This window comes from Rhodoferax sp. GW821-FHT07F03 (assembly GCF_059418745.1).
The window spans coordinates 24,667-45,834 of record NZ_JBWKQM010000001.1; the positions used below are offsets into that span (position 1 = coordinate 24,667).

Annotated in this window: 20 protein-coding genes and 1 other RNA gene; 13 read left to right on the forward strand and 8 right to left on the reverse strand. The window is 61.7% G+C overall.

What is annotated here, in order from left to right:
• Positions 1–86 precede the first annotated feature (86 nt).
• From ompA to ssrA, 4 genes are all read left to right on the forward strand, one after another.
• Positions 87–737 carry an outer membrane protein OmpA gene (gene ompA, locus AC07R0_RS00115; protein WP_495074746.1) on the forward strand — a complete coding sequence of 217 codons (651 nt, stop codon included), beginning with the start codon at positions 87–89 and terminating at the stop codon, positions 735–737.
• 153 nt (positions 738–890) lie between these two features.
• The gene (gene ubiG / locus AC07R0_RS00120; RefSeq protein WP_495103299.1) at positions 891–1,598 is read left to right on the forward strand and encodes a bifunctional 2-polyprenyl-6-hydroxyphenol methylase/3-demethylubiquinol 3-O-methyltransferase UbiG; all 708 of its coding nucleotides are present in this window, start codon (positions 891–893) and stop codon (positions 1,596–1,598) included.
• On the forward strand, positions 1,595–2,299 hold the full coding sequence (locus AC07R0_RS00125; protein ID WP_495103300.1) for an HAD family hydrolase: 705 nt from the start codon (positions 1,595–1,597) through the stop codon (positions 2,297–2,299). The genes ubiG and AC07R0_RS00125 overlap by 4 nt, the downstream gene beginning before the upstream one ends.
• Positions 2,300–2,311: 12 nt before the next feature.
• Positions 2,312–2,700: a transfer-messenger RNA gene (ssrA, locus tag AC07R0_RS00130) on the forward strand.
• Between the two features lie 406 nt (positions 2,701–3,106).
• On the opposite strand, the gene AC07R0_RS00135 is transcribed toward ssrA, so the two are convergent.
• A complete protein-coding gene (locus AC07R0_RS00135) occupies positions 3,107–3,949 on the reverse strand; it encodes a dienelactone hydrolase family protein (protein WP_495103301.1) in 843 nt (280 codons plus the stop codon).
• Between the two features lie 320 nt (positions 3,950–4,269).
• Between AC07R0_RS00135 and AC07R0_RS00140 the strand changes: the two genes are divergently transcribed.
• A complete protein-coding gene (locus AC07R0_RS00140; RefSeq protein ID WP_495103302.1) occupies positions 4,270–5,184 on the forward strand; it encodes a phosphatidate cytidylyltransferase in 915 nt (304 codons plus the stop codon).
• Between the two features lie 34 nt (positions 5,185–5,218).
• Positions 5,219–7,018, forward strand: coding sequence for a bifunctional alpha/beta hydrolase/class I SAM-dependent methyltransferase (locus tag AC07R0_RS00145; RefSeq protein WP_495103303.1), 1,800 nt, complete (start codon positions 5,219–5,221; stop codon positions 7,016–7,018).
• Here the strand turns inward: AC07R0_RS00145 and AC07R0_RS00150 are convergent.
• Together AC07R0_RS00150 and AC07R0_RS00155 are read right to left on the reverse strand one after the other, a co-directional pair.
• Positions 6,969–7,586: a CDP-alcohol phosphatidyltransferase family protein gene (locus AC07R0_RS00150; RefSeq protein ID WP_495103304.1), complete on the reverse strand. Its 618-nt coding sequence runs from the start codon at positions 7,584–7,586 to the stop codon at positions 6,969–6,971. The genes AC07R0_RS00145 and AC07R0_RS00150 overlap by 50 nt on opposite strands.
• A gap of 5 nt (positions 7,587–7,591) precedes the next feature.
• On the reverse strand, positions 7,592–8,779 hold the full coding sequence (locus AC07R0_RS00155) for a phosphatase PAP2/dual specificity phosphatase family protein (protein WP_495103305.1): 1,188 nt from the start codon (positions 8,777–8,779) through the stop codon (positions 7,592–7,594).
• Between the two features lie 47 nt (positions 8,780–8,826).
• On the opposite strand from AC07R0_RS00155, the gene AC07R0_RS00160 reads away from it, so the two are divergent.
• The 4 genes from AC07R0_RS00160 to AC07R0_RS00175 all read left to right on the forward strand — a co-directional run bounded on the left by AC07R0_RS00160 (position 8,827) and on the right by AC07R0_RS00175 (position 14,155).
• Positions 8,827–9,936 carry a patatin-like phospholipase family protein gene (locus AC07R0_RS00160; RefSeq protein ID WP_495103306.1) on the forward strand — a complete coding sequence of 370 codons (1,110 nt, stop codon included), beginning with the start codon at positions 8,827–8,829 and terminating at the stop codon, positions 9,934–9,936.
• Entirely contained in the window at positions 9,924–10,655 is a 732-nt protein-coding gene (locus tag AC07R0_RS00165; RefSeq protein WP_495103307.1) for an SDR family NAD(P)-dependent oxidoreductase, read from the forward strand. The genes AC07R0_RS00160 and AC07R0_RS00165 overlap by 13 nt, the downstream gene beginning before the upstream one ends.
• Positions 10,656–10,716: 61 nt before the next feature.
• On the forward strand, positions 10,717–11,976 hold the full coding sequence (locus tag AC07R0_RS00170) for a DEAD/DEAH box helicase (RefSeq protein WP_495103308.1): 1,260 nt from the start codon (positions 10,717–10,719) through the stop codon (positions 11,974–11,976).
• A 346-nt stretch (positions 11,977–12,322) separates the two neighbouring features.
• A complete protein-coding gene (locus AC07R0_RS00175) occupies positions 12,323–14,155 on the forward strand; it encodes a methyl-accepting chemotaxis protein (protein WP_495103309.1) in 1,833 nt (610 codons plus the stop codon).
• Between the two features lie 13 nt (positions 14,156–14,168).
• Here the strand turns inward: AC07R0_RS00175 and AC07R0_RS00180 are convergent, their stop codons facing one another.
• Entirely contained in the window at positions 14,169–15,599 is a 1,431-nt protein-coding gene (locus AC07R0_RS00180; RefSeq protein ID WP_495103310.1) for a hypothetical protein, read from the reverse strand.
• A gap of 290 nt (positions 15,600–15,889) precedes the next feature.
• Between AC07R0_RS00180 and AC07R0_RS00185 the strand changes: the two genes are divergently transcribed.
• On the forward strand, positions 15,890–16,117 hold the full coding sequence (locus AC07R0_RS00185; protein ID WP_495103311.1) for a hypothetical protein: 228 nt from the start codon (positions 15,890–15,892) through the stop codon (positions 16,115–16,117).
• A gap of 22 nt (positions 16,118–16,139) precedes the next feature.
• Here AC07R0_RS00185 and ppsR read toward each other — a convergent pair whose 3' ends face one another.
• Complete coding sequence (gene ppsR / locus AC07R0_RS00190) at positions 16,140–16,961, reverse strand: posphoenolpyruvate synthetase regulatory kinase/phosphorylase PpsR (protein ID WP_495099056.1); 822 nt, start codon at positions 16,959–16,961, stop codon at positions 16,140–16,142.
• Positions 16,958–17,899 carry a LysR family transcriptional regulator gene (locus AC07R0_RS00195; RefSeq protein WP_495103312.1) on the reverse strand — a complete coding sequence of 314 codons (942 nt, stop codon included), beginning with the start codon at positions 17,897–17,899 and terminating at the stop codon, positions 16,958–16,960. The genes ppsR and AC07R0_RS00195 overlap by 4 nt, the downstream gene beginning before the upstream one ends.
• Positions 17,900–18,021: 122 nt before the next feature.
• Between AC07R0_RS00195 and AC07R0_RS00200 the strand changes: the two genes are divergently transcribed.
• Both AC07R0_RS00200 and AC07R0_RS00205 read left to right on the forward strand, forming a co-directional pair.
• A complete protein-coding gene (locus AC07R0_RS00200; RefSeq protein WP_495103313.1) occupies positions 18,022–18,393 on the forward strand; it encodes a DoxX family protein in 372 nt (123 codons plus the stop codon).
• Positions 18,390–19,223 carry a pirin family protein gene (locus AC07R0_RS00205; RefSeq protein ID WP_495103314.1) on the forward strand — a complete coding sequence of 278 codons (834 nt, stop codon included), beginning with the start codon at positions 18,390–18,392 and terminating at the stop codon, positions 19,221–19,223. Before AC07R0_RS00200 ends, AC07R0_RS00205 begins: the two co-directional genes overlap by 4 nt.
• Here the strand turns inward: AC07R0_RS00205 and AC07R0_RS00210 are convergent.
• Both AC07R0_RS00210 and AC07R0_RS00215 read right to left on the reverse strand, forming a co-directional pair.
• Positions 19,220–19,888, reverse strand: a complete 669-nt coding sequence (locus AC07R0_RS00210) for a transaldolase family protein (protein WP_495103315.1) — start codon at positions 19,886–19,888, stop codon at positions 19,220–19,222. The two genes, AC07R0_RS00205 and AC07R0_RS00210, sit on opposite strands and share 4 nt — an antisense overlap.
• Before the next feature lie 14 nt (positions 19,889–19,902).
• Entirely contained in the window at positions 19,903–20,850 is a 948-nt protein-coding gene (locus tag AC07R0_RS00215; protein WP_495103673.1) for a carbohydrate kinase family protein, read from the reverse strand.
• Positions 20,851–21,168 lie beyond the last annotated feature (318 nt).

Sequence of the window (21,168 nt, forward strand, 5' to 3'; positions counted from 1 at the left end):
ACAATTCAACGAACGTTTGCAGTGATGGTCACTGCAGGCGTCCCTTATTGCAGCGCTGCTGCAGCTTTTTCCCCCAGAGGAGAACCATGAAGAAATTAAACAAAGTGGCGATGTTGTTTGCCTCCGCAGCGCTTGTGACCGCCGCTGGTGCGCAGTCTGTTGACAATTGGAAGAACGGCACGAACGAGCTGGTCTGGAAGAATGGCACGAATGAACTGTGCTGGCGCGATGCCAACTGGACGCCTGCAACGGCTGCTCCTGGCTGCGATGGCGCTATTGTTCCTGCTGCTGCACCAGCTCCTGCTGCTGCTCCCGCACCAGCTCCTGCTGCTGCTCCCGCACCAGCTCCTGCTGCTGCCGTGGTTCCAGCTCCTATGGTTGCTGAAAAGGTAACCTACGCTGCTGATGCCTTCTTTGACTTCAACAAGTCTGTACTGAAGCCAGAAGGCAAGGCTAAGCTGGACGATCTGGTCAGCAAGGTCAAGGGCATCAACCTGGAAGTGATTATTGCCGTGGGTCACACCGACTCCGTGGGCAGCGATGCTTACAACCAAAAGCTGTCGGTTCGTCGTTCCGAAGCCGTGAAGGCTTACTTGGTGTCTAACGGCATCGAAAAGAACCGCGTTTACACCGAAGGCAAGGGCGAGAAGCAACCTGTGGCAGACAACAAGACTGCTGAAGGCCGCGCCAAGAACCGCCGCGTTGAAATCGAAGTGGTTGGTACGCGCAACAAGTAATTTATCTGGAGCAGCGCTGAAGTATTTTGGCGTTGCATAGATAAAGACTCGGCTAAATGCCAGTCAAAAAAGCCTCCTTCGGGAGGCTTTTTTGCGTCTGTATGACACATATCGCGGGCCAAGCCAGCGTGTGTAATCTGCGAAAATTATGGAATGAATCCAAGCCTGAATGCTGATCCGGCCGAACTGGCCAAATTTTCTGAGTTAGCCCATCGTTGGTGGGACAAGGACAGCGAGTTCCGTCCTTTGCACCAGATCAACCCCTTGCGCCTGGCGTGGATGGACTGCTTGGCCTCGTTCAAGGGTAAGCGGGTGCTGGATATTGGTTGTGGCGGCGGCATATTGACCGACTCCATCGCCAGAGCCGGGGGGGACGCGGTAGGCATCGACCTGTCGAGTAAAGCCCTCAAAGTTGCGCAGTTGCATGCTCTTGAGTCAGGGACACCCAGGGTTCAATACCGGGAAATCAGCGCTGAAAATATGGCTGTTGAGCAAGCGGGCAGTTTTGATGTGGTGACATGCATGGAAATGCTGGAGCATGTGCCGGATCCCGCCTCTGTAGTGCGGGCCTGTTCGACTTTGGTCAAGCCTGGTGGGTGGGTATTTTTTTCCACCATCCACCGCAGTGCAAAATCTTTCTTGATGGCGATTGTGGGTGCCGAGTATGTGCTCAACATGTTGCCGCGTGGTACGCATGAGTACGCCAAAATGATCCGTCCTAGCGAGCTTGCAGCGTATTGCCGCTCAGCAGATCTGGCACTGAGCCATACCTGTGGATTGGAGTTCAATCCCGTGACCCAGCGGTATGCTTTGAGTGCGGACACCAGTGTGAACTATATGTTTGCAACGCAAAAGCTATGACTTCTTCATTGGGTTCCCAGTTTCAGAATGTCCGGGCGATTTTGTTTGATCTGGATGGCACTTTGGTGGACAGCGCACCAGATCTTGCGGCAGCGGCGGACAAAATGCGTACAGATCGTGGCCTCTCCTCTTATCCGGCGGAGCGTTACCGGCCTATGGTCGGTGCGGGTGCGCGAGGCATGCTCGGTATCGCCTTCGGTATACAGCCCGACCATTCCGACTACGCGCTAATGCGAGAAGAGTTTTTCAGCAACTATGAACAACGCTTGACGCTTCAAACCTATGCATTTGATGGCATACCTGCTTTGTTGCAGGAACTTACTGGGCGACAGCTGGCCTGGGGAGTGGTCACCAATAAATCAGAGCGATTTGCGATTCCTTTGACCCAGGCCATGCCGATTTTTGCATCTGCAGGAGCGGTTGTGGGCGGGGATTCGACCCCACATGCTAAACCCCACCCTGAACCTTTGTTCGAGGCGGCGCGTCGCTTGGGGGTCGCCCCCGAGAGTTGTGTATATGTGGGTGATGATGAGCGTGATATTGTCGCGGGCTTGGCTGCGGGTATGTACACGGTGGCAGCCGCGTATGGCTACCTCGGAAGTAATGCCGACATTGCCCAGTGGGGTGCGCACCAGGTGATCCATGCGCCGGAAGAGTTGCTGCAATGGCTGCCAAATGCGCAGGCAGGATTCGTCGTTTAAAATAGGCAACTTGGGGCTGCACTGGTTTCGACGTGGGTTCGGACGCGCAGCAGGGCATGTCGAGGTTCTGTCACCTCGTAAAACAGCAGAAAAAACCTAACTGCAAACGACGAACGTTTCGCACTCGCCGCTTAATTGCGCGTGAGCCTCGCAACAGCAAGCCAATAGGCTGGGCAAGGGTTGCAATGCCGCAAGGTATTGCAGTCCAGGCTGCGGGGTAATTTCATTTGGCTGGGGGTGCACTGGGTAACTTAGTGTGCTTCGAGAAAATAGGTTACTGGCGTTTTGCATAGCGTGCCACTGCGCGATGCAAAAGGCGAGACTTAAACCAGATGGCTACACATGTAGAACTGTTCGAAGAAGGCTTGCGGACGGGGGTTCAAATCCCCCCGGCTCCACCAAAAAAACATACGTAAGTCGTTAAAAATAAACGACTTACGTATTTGTAAACCGTCCTGTTTCGTCACATAACGTCCAGGCTCTCACACATTTCTCACGCATTTTTAGCGTCGTCTATATCGGGTAAGCCTGGCAAACAGGCGGCGCCATATTTCGCTGGAGGCTTGTCAAATCCCAGCGATGCGCCTTGTTCCACCCAGCGGCTGTCATTTCAGAGCATCCTGCACGGCTGTTTTGCGGCGATTGCAGCCGGTCGTGGATCTCGCGCGATAGGGCGCTATGGGTCCAACTCAGTCCTCCAAAGCTCTCTCAAGCATTGTTTGGACTACCAGCGTTGGTCCCCGCGATCTGCATAGCCAGGCCGGGACACTGCGGCACCCGATTCGGCCTGCCAGCCGACGGACGAGATTAGACCAATGCCGTGCTGAAAGTCGCCAGCAGGCGCGTCCAGGCGCGTTCGGCTTGGGCGGCATCGTAGACCCGTGTGTCGGGCGGGCACCAGCCGTGGGCCGCTGGGTACACCTCAACTTCCGCCGACAATTTCGCGCTTTCGAACGCGGCGCGCAGGGTGGCTTTGGCTTCGGGTTCCTTGGTATCGTCGTTCTCGGCAATCGCAATCAAGTAGCGCGCCTGAGTCTGGGCTACCAGTCGATGCGGGCTATCGGGCGCTGCGGTCACCATGGCAGCGCCATGGAAAGTGCCAACAGCACCCACACGGCCCGGTGCTACTGTGGCTGTGCGCACCGCGATGGGTCCCCCCATGCAATAGCCGGTGGTACCCAGTTTGCGCGTTTTGTCCACCTCGGGTTGGGCATCGAGCCAGGCCACGAAGGTCTTGCCGTCGCTCAGGTGCATGGCTGGCGTCAGGGCCTGCATCAACGGCATCACTTCGGCGATTGGCGTCTGGCCGCCCTGTACCGCAGTAGGCGCCTTTTTCTGCCGGTAAAAGGGGTTCACCACGAGTACGCTGTAGCCCGATTCGGCCAGTCGTCGGCCCATCTGCCTGAAGGCTGGGCGCAAACCATATACATCGGGCCACACCAGTACGCCGGGCGCGGCACCCGACGTGGGGGCGACAAAATACGCGTCGCAAATGCCGTCTGGCGTGGTGATGGTCACCTCGCGCTCGGCGACCGCCGCGGCGTTGGCCACACTGGGCAGCGCGGTCAGCAGGCCGGCGGATGCAGCCCATACACCGAAGTCGCGACGGGTGTACTTGTTGAGTTCTTCCTGGTCATTCAGATCACACATGGTTGGTTCGCCTTATTCAGATCACATTACAGGCCAGCTTATGCCATGAATCGGGATGGTCAGCAAGAAGGAGTTTTTTCCTGGTACCCTGTTCCGGGGGCAATGTGGTAGGTTGCAAGCCTGCAGGTTCCAAGGAGAAGATCTGTCATATCGAAAGCGGTTGCATCTTTAACAAACTGCAAGTCTCAGGCGAATAAATAGACGCTATGCAATCAGTTCGTTTATCCAGGGAGCTTTGATCTCGTCAAGCGGCCGGCTTGCTTATTTTTGCTGCCCTAGAATTTACCGAATGTTGACATTCTTCCGACTTGCGGCAATCGATGCCTGACGCGTTGTTAGGCCCCTGGGCGTTTGGGCTTGCTGCATGGGGTGCGGCACCGCGTATCGGCTGGGCCATGCTGCTGCTGTATGGCCTGCTGGCGCTTGCCAGTGCGGGGGTGGGTTTAAGCCCGGCGCGGCAGAGCGCCTTGAGCCTGCAGATAAATGCCTGGTGGCGGATATTTCCGGTGGTGAGTCTGTGTCTGCTGCTGTATCCGTGGGGGCCGGGCTTGTTGTCCTTGCTGATCGCCGGCCTGGCCATGCGTGAGCTGGGTATGCATTACCCCGGGCGGGCTCAATTTTTCTACGGGGCTTGTGCCATAGTGCTGCTGCTGCAAACGCTGCTCGCGCTGTATAACCCGGATTTGGCATGTGGTGTATTGCTGGGAATGCTGCTGCTGCAGATCTTGGCTTTCGGTATGTACCGCAGAGCGTCGTGGATGCTGATCTTGTTGTTCCTCTGGCTGTGCGCAGGGCTGAGCTTTTTGCCGCGGCTGCTGCATATCACCTCATCTGCAGGCGCCAACCTGGCCTGGTTTTTTTACCTGTTTGTGCTGACAGCCCTGAATGACATTGCGCAGTTTGTGTGCGGAAAATGCTGGGGAAGGCACAAGGTTGCGGCCCGCATCAGTCCAAACAAGACCTGGCAGGGACTGCTGGGCGGTGTGCTGACCAGCATGGTGGTGTCAGCGCTGTTGGGTTGGTATCTACAGCTGGCTGCCGTGCTGCAGTTGCTGGCCCTGGGCGTGTTGTTATCGTTGGCCGGCTTTGTGGGCGATATGGCGCTGTCTGCCGCCAAACGCAGTTTGGGCATCAAGGACTTTTCGCAGCTGATCCCAGGCCATGGCGGTATTCTGGACCGTGTAGATAGCCTGGTATTGACCGCCCCGGCCTTGTACTGGGGCTTGACGCTGTGAGGTTTGCACGTGATCCGTATACCGAGATATCCCTATGACCCTATTGAATGCTTCCGGCTGGACCCAGCAGGAATCCGGTTTTGAAAGCTTTGACCAGACCCGTATTTTCTATCGCAGCTGGCAGCCGACTACGCCACGCGACGACGGCCCGCAGCGGGCGCTGGTTTTTCTGCACCGCGGCCATGAGCATTCGGGCCGCATCCAGCCGCTGGTAGAGCAATTGGGCTGCACCCAGGACTGGGCCTTTGCCTGGGATGCGCGTGGCCACGGGCATTCGCCCGGCGAGCGGGGTGATGCGCCCAGCTTCTACACCCTGGTGCAAGACTTCGAGGCTTTCATCCGCCACCTGCAAGCCCGCTACGGCATTGCTGCGGAGAACATGCTGATCGTGGCCAATAGCGTGGGCGCGGTGATTGCGGCCACTTGGCTGCATGACTACGCACCCCGGGTGCGCGGCGTGGTGATGGCGGCGGCGGCCTTTGACATCAATCTGTATGTTCCCCTGGCCAAGCCCGCATTGCGCCTGGCGCTGCGTTTCAGCCCCGGGCTGAGCGTGACCAGCTACATCCGCGCGGGCATGCTGACGCATTCGACGGCCCAGGCGCAGGCCTACGATCTAGACCCGCTGATCACACGCAACATTTCGGCGCGGGTGCTGCTGGACCTGGCCGATACCGCGCAGCGCGTGGTGGAAGACGCCCAGGCCATAGACACGCCGGTGCTGATGCTGGTGGCCGACAAAGACTATGTGGTCAAGCAGGCGCCGCAACGCCAGTTTTTTGATCGTCTTGCGTCCGCCATGAAGCGCTATGTGGTGATTCCCGATTGCCATCATGCTATCTTTTATGAAGCGAAGGCCCAGGTAGAACAAGCGCTAGAGGCCAGTAAAGCATTTATTGCAGAGTGCTTCGCGAAAGAATTTCCGGCCCTGGATAGCTACCATGCGGCCGATACGCTGGGCCCCAGCGCTCAGCGTTATCAGGCCTTGCAACAGGGCAGGGGCGGCAGTGCGTGGGACGACGCCTATTTCGGCTTGCAAAAGCGCATGCTGGCGAAGTTGGGACCATGGAGCGATGGCATGCGCATCGGCCTGGTGCACGGTTTTGATTCCGGTGCCTCGCTGGACTACGTGTACCGCAACCAGGCCGGTGGGCGCTGGGGTGTGGGGCCGTTGATCGACCGTGGCTACCTGGACGCCATTGGTTGGCGCGGTATACGCCAGCGCAAGGCGCAGCTGCAGCAATTGCTAGGGGCATTGATTTCGCAGCACCCGGCAGACCAGTCGCTGCGCATTCTGGACATTGCCGCGGGTGGCGGCCGCTATGTGCTGGAGACCGTGAAGCGCCACCAGGATCGCGAAATTGAAATCACCCTGCGCGACATGGACCCACGCAACCTGGAGCAGGCGCTTCAGCTCGCCATGCAACTGCAGTTGAAGAACCATATCGCCTACCAACGCCGCGACGCTTTCGAGCCCGCCAGCTATCCTGCCGACGAGGCGCCCTATGACATCGCCATCGTCTCTGGTCTGTATGAATTGTTCAGCGACAACGCCCGGGTGCTGCAGTCCTTGCAGGGCATAGGCCGGCAGCTGAAAGAGGGTGGCTATCTGGTCTATACCGGCCAGCCCTGGCACCCGCATCTGCTGATGATTGCCAAGACCTTGACCAACCACCAGGGCCAGCCCTGGCAGATGCGCCCGCGGCCGCAGGCGGAGATGGATGCCCTGGTGGCCAGTGCGGGCTGCCACAAGCTCCACAGCGAGGTGGGCGTGGCAGGGATTTTTACCGTGTCGGTGGCGCGCCGTGGCGCAGCGCTGAACGCAGGCGGTTGAGCAGCGTCCAGGCCAATAGCAGCAGTACCAGGCACAGCAGGCCATTCAGCCATAACGGGCCGGCGCCAGCCGCCAGCAGCAGGGCCAGCAGGCTGAAAGCTGCGGCGCGGTCGCTCTTGCCCATGGGGCCATCAAAGCCGCGAGTTGCCCCTATCTGCAGGGCTAGCACACCGGCAAACTCCGTCAGCAGCGCGGCCAACGCGGCCAGCACCACCAGGGGCGCATAGATGCTGGCCGCGAATGCAAAGGGCAACACCAGGACGGCATCGGATATTTGGTCGGCGATCTCATTCAGCAGCGCACCCAGGCGCGTTTTTTTCCCGGTGGCCTGGGCCAGCATGCCGTCGATGGCATTCAAGCCCATGCGCAGCAGCATGAACACAGGCAGCCCGACCCACAGCCGCAGGTCTTGCGGCCAAAGCAGCAGCGCCGCGCCGTACAGCAACGACAACACCATGGCCAGCAGCGTGACCTGGTTAGGTGTAACTCCCGCGCGTGCCAGCCAGGACAGGCTGGGGCGCAGCAGTTGCTGAAAACGGGGTTTGAGTTGGTAGATGGAAATGCGCATGGCTTCTATTGTGTACAGGCATTGGCAATCTGCAGGCAGCGGCGGTAGCCCATGGCGCAATGCAGATACACCGGGCGACCGGCGTCGGTTTCGCGGCGTACGGCCGCCACAATTTGCTGCACTGTATCCGCAGGGGGTGGCACGATGTCCAGCAGCGCAAAGTGCTGGTAATGGTGTTGGGCTTGGTGGGCGCGCAGCGCAGGGGTTTCTGGCAGCTCATTGGCCAGGTCGATGACGCTGCAGCCGGCAGGCAAGAGCCGGGCCTCGGCATCCGTCAGGCGGCGCCCTATCCAGAGTTGGGGGCCGATGCGTCGAACTGGTGGCAAATGCCGGCCGCTCCACCGGACCGCCAGCCACGTCAGCCGGTAGCCCAGCAGATAGGGCGCGTACACGCACCATACCCACCAAGGAAATTGGCCCTGCCGTTTGCGCAGAAAGCCCTGCTGGCGCCGTGCATAGGCCAAGCTGACCAGGCCTAGACTCAGCACCAGATACAGCGTGGCGCACAGCTGCAAGGCGTAGCGCCCCAGCACCCACGCGATGCAGGCCGCGACAAAGTAATACAAACCCACAAAGGGTTCGCTGCGGCCCGGTGGGATGCAGACAATACACACCCAGCCCAGCAGTAGCCCGCCAGCCACATCCAGCAGATGGTGTTGGTAGGTGAACAGGGTGGACACGGCCGTCAGCAGCAGCCAGCCGCCCAGCGCCATGCGTGCCCATAAGCTGCTCAGTCGGTGGCGCAACGATGTCCAGAACAGCAAGCAATAGGCAACATGCAAGGATGGTAGCTGGTTGTACGGGCGGTCTACCAGTTCCAGCCCCTGGTACAGAGCGGCCAACACAGGCGACGCAACCATGGGCCGTGGCCAGCCGAACTGCAGCGGCAGCAGCACAAAGACGGCCCCGGCCACGGCGGTGGCCAGCAGCAGACGCTGGCTCAGCCCGCGCAAGGCATCTGGGCTGCGTACCAGGAAAAACGCCGAGCAGAAGAACAGCCCGCTGCTGGCATAGGGCAGGACCATCCAGGGCAGAAACGGGATCTGCGTGTCCCATTCCAGGGCTACATTGCGTGGCGTAGCCTGCTGTTGGGCCCACGCATTGGCAAGCATGTAGCACAGCAGAAATGCCAGGCTGTTGAGCCCCAGGTGGGCCAGCCGCTGCTGCCATGTCACCCCGTTCACAGACGCCATTCGCAGCCTTCTTTTGTTGCCTATCTTGCGTGGGTTATCTTAGCGGCATGAACCAGTCCCCAATGCCCCCAAAGTACCAACGCTGCATGGTGTTCGCCGGAGGCGGCTTCCGTTTTGGCATCTATCTCGGCATGTATGCTGCAGCCCGCGATGCAGGGCGCCAGCCCGATCTGCTGCTGGCCAGCTGTGGTGGCGCGATTGCGGCGGCCATCATCCAGGCGCTGCCAGACGATGCACAGCGCAAGGCCTGGCTGAGCTCGCCACAGATGTACGCCTTCTGGGCCAGCCTGCAGCCGGCGCGGCAGGCCACGCTGACGGGTACGCTGGCGCGGGCGCTGCGGCGCAAACTGGCGGCTGGCCGCGTGCCGCGCATTCCCAATCTTTTCCAGGATTACCTGTTCGAGGTACCGCCGCAACTGCCCTTGCCGCCTGCTGTCGCCCAATCCGAGGTGGCCGTGGCAACCATGGGTGGCAAGCTGTTGTTCCGTCCCGACGAGGTGCTGCAACCCCGTGGCGAGCGCAAGTTGTTCGCCCAGACGGTGCTTTGCGAGCCGCGCGCGGCGGCCTTGCTGCAAGGTATGGATTCACCGTTTTCCAGCCCGCTCTGGGGCGCACATGCGATTGCTGATCAGCTCTATACCGACAGCAGCATTGGCGTGGAGGAGGCGGCTCGCCTGTCAATCACCGACTTTTATTACTTTCCCTGCCACCGCCATGGGGCCGACCACTACATCGGCGGTGTGGTGGACCTGTTCCCCATCGAGGTGGCACACCGGCTGGCCCACGAGGTGATGATCGAATTCAAGGAATCGTTCGACCAGACCTTTTCCATCCCGGCCTGGCGCGAGGTGCTGGGCCTGGATGGCAACCAGCGCCTGCGCCAGGTCAACGGGCAGCATGCCGACGTGTGGTTCGATACCTCCGACGTGTCGCGCGCATTGCCCCGGCAGCAGGTGCACAAAAAGCTGGACTGGCTACGCAACCGCATCGTGCTGGCCCTGCCCGACAGCCATGCCACCTATGCAGAATATGTCGAAGCGCAATGGCAGTACGGTTACCAGCGCGGCATGGAGGCCTTGCAGCGGCCCGTGCCCAGCGACAAGACCCGCATGCGCCAGGTGGACCGCTACAACCAGGCCGAGCCATGCGCGTCCTGATACTGGGCGGTACCAGCGGTATCGGTCTGGCGCTGGCGCGGCAATATCTGCAGCAGGGCGACACGGTGGCCGTGGCGGGCCGCGACCTGGCGCGCTTGCCCGCCGACCTGGGCGCGGGCGCTGCGCAGTTGCAGGCCTATGCGCTGGACATTACCGATGCGCCAGCACTGGCCGGGGTAATGCAACAATTTTCCGCGCCGGGCCTGGACCTGCTCATCGTGGCCGCAGGCTTTTACTTCAACACCCGGCACCACCCACTGGATGCTGCTACCACCTTGCGCATGTTGCGGACCAATGTAGGCGGCATGGAGCAGGCGTTTGGCCTGGCGGCAGAAACCATGCTGGCCCAGCAGTCGGGCCAATTGGTGGCGATTGCCTCGGTGGCGGGCTTGCTGCACGACTATCCGGGCGCGTCCTTGTACAGCGCCACCAAGCGCAGCGTGCTCAGCCTGTGCGCCACCTACCGTACCGCCTTGCAGCCGTTTGGCATTGCGGTGACGGCCATTGTCCCCGGCTATGTGGACACGGCCCAGCTGCGTGCGTTGAACCAGGGTGACGCCAGCCACAAGCCCTTCATCCTGTCTGAGGCGCAGGCCGTGGTGCAGATTACCCAGGCCATCCGGCTGCGCCAGGCGGTGTGCGCGTTTCCATGGCAGATGCGCTGGCTGGTGGCGCTGCTGAACCGTTTGCCGGCGTGGCTGCTGGCGCTGCGCCGCTGACGCGGCCCAGCCGGGGAGTAAACTCCCCACCCCTTTCCAGACGTCTTGCAGACGCAACTTCATGCCCTTTGCCTCCCTGGGACTAGCTCCCGCCTTGCTGCGCGCTGTGCGCGAACAGGGCTTCTCTGCGCCCACGGCGATCCAGACCTCGGCCATCCCGGCGATCGCCCGTGGGGCCGATGTATGGGCTGCTGCGCCCACCGGCTCGGGCAAGACCGCCGCATTTGCCTTGCCCCTGCTGCAACGCCTGCAGGCGGCCGGACATCTGCAGGGCAAGCGCCGCAGCCGCGTGCTGGTACTGGTGCCCACGCGCGAGCTGGCGGCCCAGGTGGGCGAGGTGTTCCGTGGTTTGGCCCAGCACCTGCCGCAGCCGCTGAAAATTGCGGTGATCTTTGGCGGCGTGTCCATCAACCCGCAGATGATGGGCTTGCGCGGTGGTGCCGACATCGTGGTGGCCACACCCGGCCGCCTGCTCGACCTGGTGGACCATAACGCGCTGCAACTGTCGGCCGTGGAATCTCTGGTGCTGGACGAGGCCGACCGCCTGCTGGACCTGGGCTTCAGCGAAGAGCTGGCCCGCGTGCTCACGCTGTTGCCCGCACAGCGGCAAAACCTGCTGTTTTCTGCCACCTTCCCACCTGCCATCGAGGCCCTGGCCGCGCAACTGCTGCGTGACCCCGTGCGTATAGAGATGGCCGCTGCTCCCACGACCGAGGCGGCCACGCCCGCGATTGCCCAGCGCTCCATCGCGGTGGATGCCAGCCGCCGCACCCAGCTGCTGCGCCACCTGGTGCAAAGCCAGGGCTGGCAGCGCGTGATGGCTTTTGTGGCAACCAAGTTTGCCGCCGAAGTGGTAGCCGACAAGCTGCGCAAGGCCGGCATCCTGGCCGAGCCTTTCCACGGCCAGCTGAGCCAAGGCAAACGCACCCAGGTGCTGGACGACTTCAAGGCCGGGCGCGTACACGTGGTGGTGGCTACCGACTTGGCAGCGCGCGGCATCGACATCTCAGACTTGCCGGTGGTGGTCAACTACGACCTGCCGCGTTCTGCGGTGGACTATGTGCACCGCATTGGCCGCACCGGGCGGGCTGGTGCCAGCGGCGAGGCCTACAGCTTTATCACCGCCGACAGCGCGGCCCATTTCGCCTTGATCGAAAAGCGCCAGGGCCTGAGCCTGCCGCGCGAAGAGGTGGCGGGCTTTGAGCCGGTGGAGTTGCCCTTACCGCCCGTTGCGGGCTCGGCGCCCTCCAATGGTGGCATCAAGGGCAAGCGGCCCAGCAAAAAAGACAAGCTGCGCGCGGCTACCGCGGCGGGGCTGTAAGCCCGCCCGTGATCTAGATAAAAAACCCTTGTATCGCAGGGAATACCTGCGCAAGCAGCTATTAAATGCATAGCTGTTGAGCTGATTTGCCCGGCGTGCGCCAGAAGCCCTCTGGGCCTTGGTGGCATATATTTCTAGCATTTCGCGAACCATGCGTGTAAGCGGGTGTAAATTACCGCAGAATTCCGCGCTTGAATCGCGAGCTGCCCCGCATGGTTGAGCGCACAACCCGTACGGCGCATACCGCCCACATGCCATTGGGGCGTATTGCCCACTGTGCTCTACCGGCCCGGCTGCCTGCCTTTCTGTTCAACCTCCTTACGTAACTTCTGAGAGAGACGCTGCTATGCCAAGCTTTATTAAGAACCTGTCCATCGCAAAGCGCCTGGGCCTGGGTTTCGCCCTGGTGCTGATCATGTCCTTGATCAGTATCTTGGTGGGTCTTTCTCGGTTGAGCGCGGTTGCGCAGGCCACGCAGAACATGGTGGAGGAGCCACTCAAGACCGAGCGTCTTGTGAGCGATTGGTATCGGAACATCCACACAGGCGTGCGCCGCACGGGCGCCATCGCCAAAAGCAGTGATCCTTCCGTAGCTGCTTACTTTGCAGAAGACCAAGCCGAGTCGTCCAAGACATCGGCCGAGTTCCAGAAGAAGCTGGAAGAGGTCATCAATACCGACGAGGAAAAAGCCCTCTATGCAGAAATTGGGGCCGCCCGAAAAACATATGTAGCTGCCCGTGACGAAATTCTTGCCTTCAAGAAGGATGGCAAAGAGGATGAGGCGAACAAGGTGTTGACCGACAAGTTTGTACCCGCCTCCAAGGTGTATTTGGCCAAGATGGATGCGTTGCTGTCTCAGCAGCGTGCGCAAATTGACAGCATTGCCAAGCAAATCCACGCCAACTATGAAGCCAGCCGCAGCCTGATGGTTGCGCTGGGCGTGGTCAGCCTGCTGCTGAGCCTGGTCTGCGCCTGGCTGATCTCAGGTAGCATCACCCGCCCCCTGGTGCAGGCAACCGGTGTGGCGCGCCAAGTGGCCGGAGGCGACCTGACCGCCCACATCGACAACCGCAGCACCGACGAAGTCGGCCAACTGCTGTCCAGCCTGCAAGACATGCAGGCCAGCCTGGTACGGGTAGTCTCCAATGTGCGTTCGGGCTCCGAAAACGTGGCCACTGCCAGTGCGGAAATCGCCCAAGGCAACGACGACCTCAGCGCCCGCACCGAGCAGCAAGCCAGCGCGCTGGAGCAAACCGCCGCGTCGATGGAAGAGCTCAGCTCCACCGTGCGCCAGAACGCCGACAACGCCCGCCAGGCGAACCAGCTGGCCATGAGCGCATCTACCGTGGCCATCCAGGGTGGTGAAGTGGTCAACCAGGTCGTCGAAACCATGAAGGGCATCAACGACAGCTCGCAAAAGATCGCCGACATCATCGGCGTCATCGACGGCATCGCCTTCCAGACCAACATCCTGGCCTTGAACGCCGCCGTCGAAGCCGCCCGGGCCGGCGAGCAAGGCCGCGGCTTTGCCGTGGTCGCCAGCGAAGTGCGCAGCCTGGCCGGCCGCAGTGCCGACGCCGCCAAGGAAATCAAGAACCTGATCAACGCCAGCGTGGAACGCGTGGCCCAGGGCACGGCCCAGGTAGACCAAGCCGGAGTCACCATGACCGAAGTCGTCAGCTCCATCCGCCGTGTCACCGACATCATGGGCGAGATCAGCGCCGCCAGCAACGAACAAGCCCTGGGCGTGGCCCAGGTCGGCGAGGCTGTCACCCAGATGGACCAGGCCACGCAACAGAATGCCGCCCTGGTGGAAGAAATGGCCGCCGCCGCCAGCAGCCTGCGCACCCAATCGAACGACCTGGTGCAGGTGGTGGCCGTGTTCAAGCTCGATGGTGCTGCCCCCCAGCGCGCTGTCGCGACCGCACCCGTGCCGGCACCGATGCGCAGGGCCGCCCCGGCACCCCTGCGCGCGCCGGCTGCCCGTCCTGCCCTGGCCCGTCCTGCGCCTGCTGTAGCCCGTAAGCCGTTGGCGAAATCTTTGCCCACGCAGACCGCCAGGCCTGTCTCCAAGCCGGTCCTTAAACCCGCTGCCAAACCTAGCATCAAACCCACCATGGGCAAGCTCAGCGCGCCCAAGGCCGCCAGCACCAACGACGACGACTGGACCAGCTTTTAAGCCGAGCCTGCCGTCAGGGCGTGCTGCGGTCTTCGACCAGCATGCCCATTTCGTAGTGCTGGACCCGGGCGGAGGTTTTCGCCGATTTGTCCACCACCACCTGCATACTTTGGTCCAGCTGCCGGGTCAGTGTCACCGTCAGGCTGCCCTGGTCGTCGATGCGGGTGTAAAGGTAGCTTTGCAATTTCTTTTCGCTGGTGAGCTCCAGCTTCGCGGAGGCGTTTAGCGCGCTGTGGTAGTTAGCCTTGAGCCGGGATGTTTGCCGCTGCTGGATGCTGTCGGGCTTGTCGGCCGGGCCAGTGGTGCTGGTGGTCTGCAGCAAACTGAAGTCAAAGCGGTCGGTTTCGTCCAGACGCATGGGGTTGGTGGCCTGGGTCATGCCGGTGATGCGCAGCGCAAAATCAGCCAGGCCAGATAACAAAGCACTGTCCTTGATGGTCGGTGTGCCGGTACTGGCCGGCACTTGGGGGCTGTCGTTGGCATCGACGCCGTAGGACCGCTGCATGGACGCAAATGCGTCCTGGACAATGCCTATCCATTCGGCATTGCCATGGCCGCGGCTGCCGGCCTGGCTTATCTTCTGCAATTGTTGGGCGATGGCCTGCTCCCGCTGGGCCGGGCTGCCCCATAAAGCTGGGTTTTGCAGATTGACTTTCATATCCACCTGGTCGGTGGGAGAGCTCATTTTCAAGCTGCGCTGGCTGGCGTCGGCATGGAAGTCCAGGCGGTAGCTGTCGCCGTTGCGCAGCATCTGGCCCTTCAGGTCGATGCTGGACAGGACCGTGCTGTCGTAGTCGCCCAGGCCCGCAATATCCACCGTGGGCGGGTCCGCAGTGAAGCCTTGCACCGCTCTTTCAAAGCTGGCGGATAACTGCGCAATGGCCTGGCTTTCGGTGGCGCTCAAGGGGCCATTGCTGTGTATTTCCACGCCCAGGCCATCGTTCTGGTTGGTCAGGGTCAGGTTCACCACGGTGCCAGAGCGGGTGCGTATGCTCAAAGACACTTTGGCCAATGCGTTGTTGCCGATGCTGGACAGCGCGATTTTGGCCGCGGCATCGACGCTGGTGTTGCTGCTGGGAACATAGTTCGCCACGGCTTGCTGGTAGTCACCCGGCGTGGTTTTGAAGCGCTCCAGCAAGGCGCCTGCCAGGCCATTGAAGCGGTTTGCATTGCCCGTGGACGAGAAATTGCGTGCCATGAGCTTGCTGACCGTGTCCTCGGATCGGCTTTGCCAAGCCTGCATGCTGGCAGGCACATAGCGTGTGGGCGCCATGTAGGTCCAGCTGGCGGCATGGGCTTCCAGCGCAGTGGAGTTGCTGACAATGGTGGACGGAACCTCGGCCGTAGCCAGTGCGGGGCCATCCGTCTCTGCCGATGCCGCGCCCCTCAGGCTGGTGACCGGCGTGGGCAGTGTGCTGGTGATCAGGTCGGAGCGTACAAGCATGGGATAGGGCCGGCAGTGAATGTATCTACTTTGTTATCGGTTTGTATACATTTAAATTAAATGGAAAGCATGAAAACGCGTAGACAGAATTGATGATGAAATAAGCCTGCAGCGCTTATTTCTTCTGTGTAAGTTGCTGCTAAATAGATAGCAATTGAGGCGTGAACATATACGCCTAGGCACAAGCAGCACTACCCTTGGCGCGATAGCTGTGGCAAGATGGTTTCATGAGTCAAACCTTCGGAATGGAAGCGCCGCGAGGCAACCTTCAGACGTCATACCGACTGCCTGTGCGTTACCTCATGCTCATCGATTCGGGCGGCTCCATGGTGGCGCGCCTGTTTCTGGAGAACCGTGAACTGGCCGCCGAGTTCGATGCCACTGCGGAAGAGGTCACTGCCATGACGCAGGGCTTGCCGCCCCAGCGCGGCGCCCAGGGCCACGAGTGGGATGTCGCGCTGCAGGGTCACAACGCCGACGAGCGCGCCAGCGCCATGCTCTACACCATTGCGGTGTAGGCGCCAAGCACCTGCCCAAGCCTCAGTACACCAGCCGTTCCGGCCGGATTTCCTGCAGGATGGTGGTGGCAATTTCTTCGATGGATTTGGTGGTGCTGGACAGCCAGCGGATGCCGCTGCGGCGCATCATGGCTTCGGCTTCGCTCACCTCCATACGGCAGTTCTCCAGCGAGGCGTACTTGGAGTTGGGGCGTCGCTCGTTGCGGATCTCGCTCAGGCGCTCAGGCTGGATCGACAGGCCAAAGATCTTTTTGCGGTATTCCACCAGGGCCGGCGGCAGCTGGCGGCGCTCGAAGTCTTCGGGGATCAGCGGGTAGTTGGCGGCCTTCAGGCCGTACTGCATGGCCAGGTACAGGGTGGTCGGGGTCTTGCCGCTGCGGCTGACGCCGACCAGGATCACATCGGCTTGGGCCAGATCGCGGTGGGTCTGGCCGTCGTCATGCTCCAGGCTGAAGTTGATGGCTTCGATACGGTCGTGGTAGGCCTGGCTTTTGCTCACGTCGCTGAAGCGGCCGATGCGGTGGTTGGACTTGATGCCCAGCTCGTTTTCCAGCGGATTCACAAAGGTGCCGAACATGTCCAGCAGCATGCCCTTACAGTTGTCCGTGACCACCTTCAGCACCTCCATGTTCACCAGGGTGCTGAACACAATGGGCCGCTTGCCTTCCAGCTCCGCTGTGTGGTTGATCTGGCGTACCGCCTGGTGGGCCTTGTCTACCGTATCCGTGAAGGGCAGGCGCACATGGCGCGGCGCCATGGAGAACTGCGCCAGGATGGCGTTGCCAAAGGTTTCGGCGGTAATGCCGGTGCCATCGGAGATGAAGAAGACGGTGCGGTCGGTCATATGGGTATTCTGCAGGTGGATGGGGCTGGCTGGACGGCCATGGTGTAGTTCTGGACTTTGTCCATCGTAAACGCAATGAAGCTGGCTACAGCGCGCGGCAGGTGGTGCCGGCTCAAGTAGACCAGGTGGATGCCCACGCCGCGCACCCCGTAGGCGGGCAGCACGGGCAGCAAGCGGCCGCTGTCTAGCAGCGGCTGGGCCATCATTGCTGGCAGCGGCGCCACCCCCAGGCCGGCCAGCGTGGCCTTGATCACTGCGTCCATACTGTTGGCGCAAAACCGCCCGCTGACGCTGGTGTCGACGCTGCCGTCCGGGCCGTCCAGCCGCCAGTTGCTGTGGCCGCTGGCGGACTGTCGGGATACCCGGGTTACGCAATCGTGCCGAGCCAGGTCGCTGGGCTGCTCGGGCATGCCGCGTAGCGCCAGGTAGGACGGGCTGGCTACCAGTATGGTGTTGCTGACGCCGATCTGGCGTGCCACCAGATTCGGCTCCAGCACCGTACCGGCGCGCAGGGCGATGTCAATGCCTTCCCCAATCAGGTCGGCGCGGGCATCGTTCAGTACGAACTCCAGCCGTACCCGTGGGTGTGTTGCCAGGAACTCGGCCACCCAGTCCATCTGGAACCAGTTGAAGAAATCCGCCGGGGCGGCCACACGCACCGCGCCTTGTGGCTGCTGGCTGCCATCGACCAGCTCCTGGGCGGCTTGCGCCAAGGTCCGCACCTGGTCGGCGCAGCGCGCGTGGAAGCCGCGTCCGGCATCGGTGAGGGTCAGTTTGCGGGTCGAGCGCTGCATCAGACGCGCACCCAGGTGCTGTTCCAGACCCTGTATTCGCCGGCTCACGCTGTTGGCGGGCATGCCTAGGCGCCGGGCCGCAGCGGCAAAGCTGCCGGCTTCGACTACCTGCACGAACAAAGCCACGTCATTCAGGTCCAGCATGCAATTACTTCAAATTTTGGATGAGTGAAATCAAATTCTACCGACTAGTCGCCGTATTCATGCCTGGCTACGCTTGCGGCATACGGCGGAAGAGCCGGTCTTCAACTTTCAAAGGATTGTGTATGGCTTCATCGGTAAAAAAACAGGGGCATATCGTCTGGGCGGTGCGGTTGTTATTGGCTCTGGCATTTGGTGCGGCCGGTGTGGCCAAGCTGGCGGGCGTACCTATGATGGTGCAGAACTTCGAGCAGATTGGCCTGGGCCAGTGGTTTCGCTATGTAACTGGCCTGGTCGAGATCACTGGCGTGCTGCTGTTGCTGGTGCCGCGCACCGGCTTCTGGGGCGGGCTGCTACTTGGTCTGACCATGTTGTGTGCAATTGCTGCACATCTGCTGGTGCTCGGCGGCACGGCGGTGCCGGCCCTGGTGTTGGCGCTGCTTAGCGGCTTTGTTGCCTACCGGCTGCGGCCGCGCACCACGGTGGTGGCGGTATGAGCGCGGTCGCAAGCACCTTGCGCCGCATCGTGCACCGTACGTATGGCCAGCGCCACGGGCCTATCACCCGGTTGATGAGCCCGTCCGACCTGGGGCAGTACCTGAAGCCATTTGTGTTTCTGGACTTGTTTGATGCCGATGCAAGCGCCTTCCAGGGCTTTGGCCTGCATCCGCACTCCGGCATTGCCACGCTGACGTGGAGCTTGCAGGGCGACATGGGCTTTGAAGACACGTCGGGGCGCAAGGGTGTGCTGGCCGAGGGCGGTGTGGAGTGGATGCAGGCTGGTGGCGGCGCCTGGCATGCGGGTGGCCCTGGTGGTTCGGACCGCATGCGGGGCTTCCAGCTGTGGGTGGCTTTGCCAGCGGCGCTGGAGCTGGCACCTGCGTTCAGTAGCTACGTTACGCCGGATGATATTGCGCAAGATGGACCGGCCAAGGTCTTATTGGGCGCCTACGGTGCGGCCCGCAGCAGCCTGCAAGCACCATCGTCCATCAATTACCTGTCGGTGCGTTTGCAGGCCGGGCAGCACTGGGAATACCAGCCACCGACCGGCCACAGCGTGGCCTGGGTGGCCTTGGGCGAAGGGGGCTTGCGATTGCCAGACACGCTACGCCAGGGCGAGATGGCGGTGTTTGATGCATCTGAAGACACCATTACCTTCCAGGCCGAAACCGATTGCGTGTTTGTGCTGGGTTCTGCGGTACCGCACCCGCATGATTTGGTGCTGGGCCGTTATTCGGTGCACACCAGCCAGGCCGCGCTGCAAAATGGCCAGGAGCGCATCCGCCAGATTGGTCAGCGCTTGCGCGCCGAAGTCCGCTTCGCCTAACTGCCCAGTGCTGCCGCGTCGGCCAGGAAGCCGCGCTCGGCATCCAACGTGGCGCTGTGGTCGAACAGCTCACTGAACAGCTTGGGCGGGATGGTGATGGAGCCCACGCCCAGTTCCAGCAAGGCCAGGTAGGCTGCGCGCGAACGCACGCTGGCCACCAGCAGCCGGGTGTTGGCGCCGCTGCGGCTGACCAGGGACTGCATTTGGCCGATCAGGGCCAGACCGTCTACGCCCGAATCCTCCAGTCGGCCCAGGTAGGGCGCGGCATAGGCGGCACCCAGCTGGGCTGCGAAGTGGGCCTGCTCGGGCGCGTACACCGCGGTGTAGGTGACCGGAATGCCTTCCATGCTCAGTTCGGCGCCTGCACGCAGGCCGTCGCGGGTGGCGGGGATCTTCACCACCAGTTGGCCGGGGTTGAATTCACGCACCAGCTGGTGCGCGTCGGCCAGGATGCCCTCGGTATCGGCGGCATGCACCTGGGCCTGCACCTGGCGTGCGCCCAGCTTGATGCAGGTGTTCAGCAATTTTGGCAGCGTGGCGCGGGTGATGCCGGCGCGGCGCAGCAGCGTGGGGTTGGTGGTCACGCCGTGGACGGCGGGGTGGGGCAGGCAGGTTTGCAGATCGGCCAGATCGGCGCTGTCGAGGTAGAGATGAAAGGCTTGCATGGCGTTCGATCAGTTCAGGAGGTGGCGTCCAGCGCTACTTGCAGCTCGGCGCGGGTGGGTGGGTTGGCACCTTCGCGGGTGCAGTTGATGGCGGCGGCGCAGGCGGCGAAGCGCAGCACGGCCAGCCAGGTGGCGTCGGGCAGGCTGTCGAGCTGGGCCACCTGCTCCACTCCGTGCTCCAGCAGGGCGACGGTCAGGCCGGCATCAAAGGTGTCGCCGGCACCTATGGTGTCTGCCACGGTGATCTTGGGAGCCAACACCTCCAGCGGTGCATGGCCACGGCGGAACAGCGTGGCGCCATCTCCACCACGGGTAATGACCACGGCGCGCGGGCCTTGCGCGGGCTGCTGCATGAAGCTGGCGGCCACCTCGGCCAGGCTGAGGCCGGGCGCCAGGGCGGCGGCGTCTTCGTCGCTGAACTTCATCAGGTTGCTGGCGGCGGCCCAGCGCTGCACGTTGACGCGGTAGGCCGGCAGATCCTTGATCAGGCTCAGGCGCACATTCGGGTCGAACAAGACGATGCGTTGGCCTTGCTGCGCCAGCACCAGATCGGTGATGCGGCTGGCCGCTGGCTCGTGCAGCAGCGCGATGGAGCCAAATTGCAGAAAGCGGCAGCTATCGGGCAGGGTGGGCAGCACGGCGGGGGCCCACTGCGTATCGGCCGTGCCCTGGGTGTAGAAGGCGTAGCGGTTGGTCTGCGGCGTACGTTCGACAAAGGCCAGCGTCGATGGCGCATCGCTGCGCAGCACCCAGTCGGTGTTCACGCCATTGCTTTGCAGATGCTGCAGCAGGCGTTCGCCAAACAGGTCGGTGGACAGCTGGCTGATGAAACCTATGGGCTGGCCCAGGCGGGCGGTAGCGATGGCGCTATTGGTCGGGGCGCCGCCTTCATGGCCTTCAAAGTTCAGGCCGCTGGTGGCGGTGAAGTCGATTAGGGACTCGCCGACGATGGCGATGCGGATGGCTTGCATGGTGTGTTCTTGCCTCTTGTTGTACGTCAAGATGGTGTGGTGTATCGGGTGCTTGCAATGGCGGCCGGCGGGGCTGCGCGCATGGCCATCTTACCGTGCTGAGGGGGCCCTTGACAGGCTGCCAGGCTCTTTCGGGTTACATGGTGTTTTATGCCTCTCGTGCAGAGAATACTTGCGCTATAAGCTATAAAAATAATAGTAAATTGCCTGGGCGGACTAGCCCGCGTGGCGCACAAAAAATACGCTTGTTGTTTGGCTGCGCGTGGGACTGGTACGCAGTTGCGCAAAGCCAATACTTTGTGACGGTGC

Excerpts from the sequence above, each read along its gene's own strand:
- AC07R0_RS00180 (WP_495103310.1), bottom strand. The coding sequence starts at position 15,599 with ATGCTTGTACGCTCCGACCTGATCACCAGCACACTGCCCACGCCGGTC.
- AC07R0_RS00155 (WP_495103305.1), bottom strand. The coding sequence starts at position 8,779 with ATGGCGTCTGTGAACGGGGTGACATGGCAGCAGCGGCTGGCCCACCTG.
- AC07R0_RS00205 (WP_495103314.1), top strand. The coding sequence starts at position 18,390 with ATGAGCGCGGTCGCAAGCACCTTGCGCCGCATCGTGCACCGTACGTAT.
- AC07R0_RS00135 (WP_495103301.1), bottom strand. The coding sequence starts at position 3,949 with ATGTGTGATCTGAATGACCAGGAAGAACTCAACAAGTACACCCGTCGC.
- AC07R0_RS00165 (WP_495103307.1), top strand. The coding sequence starts at position 9,924 with ATGCGCGTCCTGATACTGGGCGGTACCAGCGGTATCGGTCTGGCGCTG.
- AC07R0_RS00175 (WP_495103309.1), top strand. The coding sequence starts at position 12,323 with ATGCCAAGCTTTATTAAGAACCTGTCCATCGCAAAGCGCCTGGGCCTG.
- AC07R0_RS00140 (WP_495103302.1), top strand. The coding sequence starts at position 4,270 with ATGCCTGACGCGTTGTTAGGCCCCTGGGCGTTTGGGCTTGCTGCATGG.
- AC07R0_RS00200 (WP_495103313.1), top strand. The coding sequence starts at position 18,022 with ATGGCTTCATCGGTAAAAAAACAGGGGCATATCGTCTGGGCGGTGCGG.
- AC07R0_RS00150 (WP_495103304.1), bottom strand. The coding sequence starts at position 7,586 with ATGCGCATTTCCATCTACCAACTCAAACCCCGTTTTCAGCAACTGCTG.
- AC07R0_RS00160 (WP_495103306.1), top strand. The coding sequence starts at position 8,827 with ATGAACCAGTCCCCAATGCCCCCAAAGTACCAACGCTGCATGGTGTTC.
- ompA (WP_495074746.1), top strand. The coding sequence starts at position 87 with ATGAAGAAATTAAACAAAGTGGCGATGTTGTTTGCCTCCGCAGCGCTT.
- AC07R0_RS00170 (WP_495103308.1), top strand. The coding sequence starts at position 10,717 with ATGCCCTTTGCCTCCCTGGGACTAGCTCCCGCCTTGCTGCGCGCTGTG.
- AC07R0_RS00195 (WP_495103312.1), bottom strand. The coding sequence starts at position 17,899 with ATGCTGGACCTGAATGACGTGGCTTTGTTCGTGCAGGTAGTCGAAGCC.
- AC07R0_RS00125 (WP_495103300.1), top strand. The coding sequence starts at position 1,595 with ATGACTTCTTCATTGGGTTCCCAGTTTCAGAATGTCCGGGCGATTTTG.
- ubiG (WP_495103299.1), top strand. The coding sequence starts at position 891 with ATGAATCCAAGCCTGAATGCTGATCCGGCCGAACTGGCCAAATTTTCT.
- ppsR (WP_495099056.1), bottom strand. The coding sequence starts at position 16,961 with ATGACCGACCGCACCGTCTTCTTCATCTCCGATGGCACCGGCATTACC.
- AC07R0_RS00210 (WP_495103315.1), bottom strand. The coding sequence starts at position 19,888 with ATGCAAGCCTTTCATCTCTACCTCGACAGCGCCGATCTGGCCGATCTG.
- AC07R0_RS00145 (WP_495103303.1), top strand. The coding sequence starts at position 5,219 with ATGACCCTATTGAATGCTTCCGGCTGGACCCAGCAGGAATCCGGTTTT.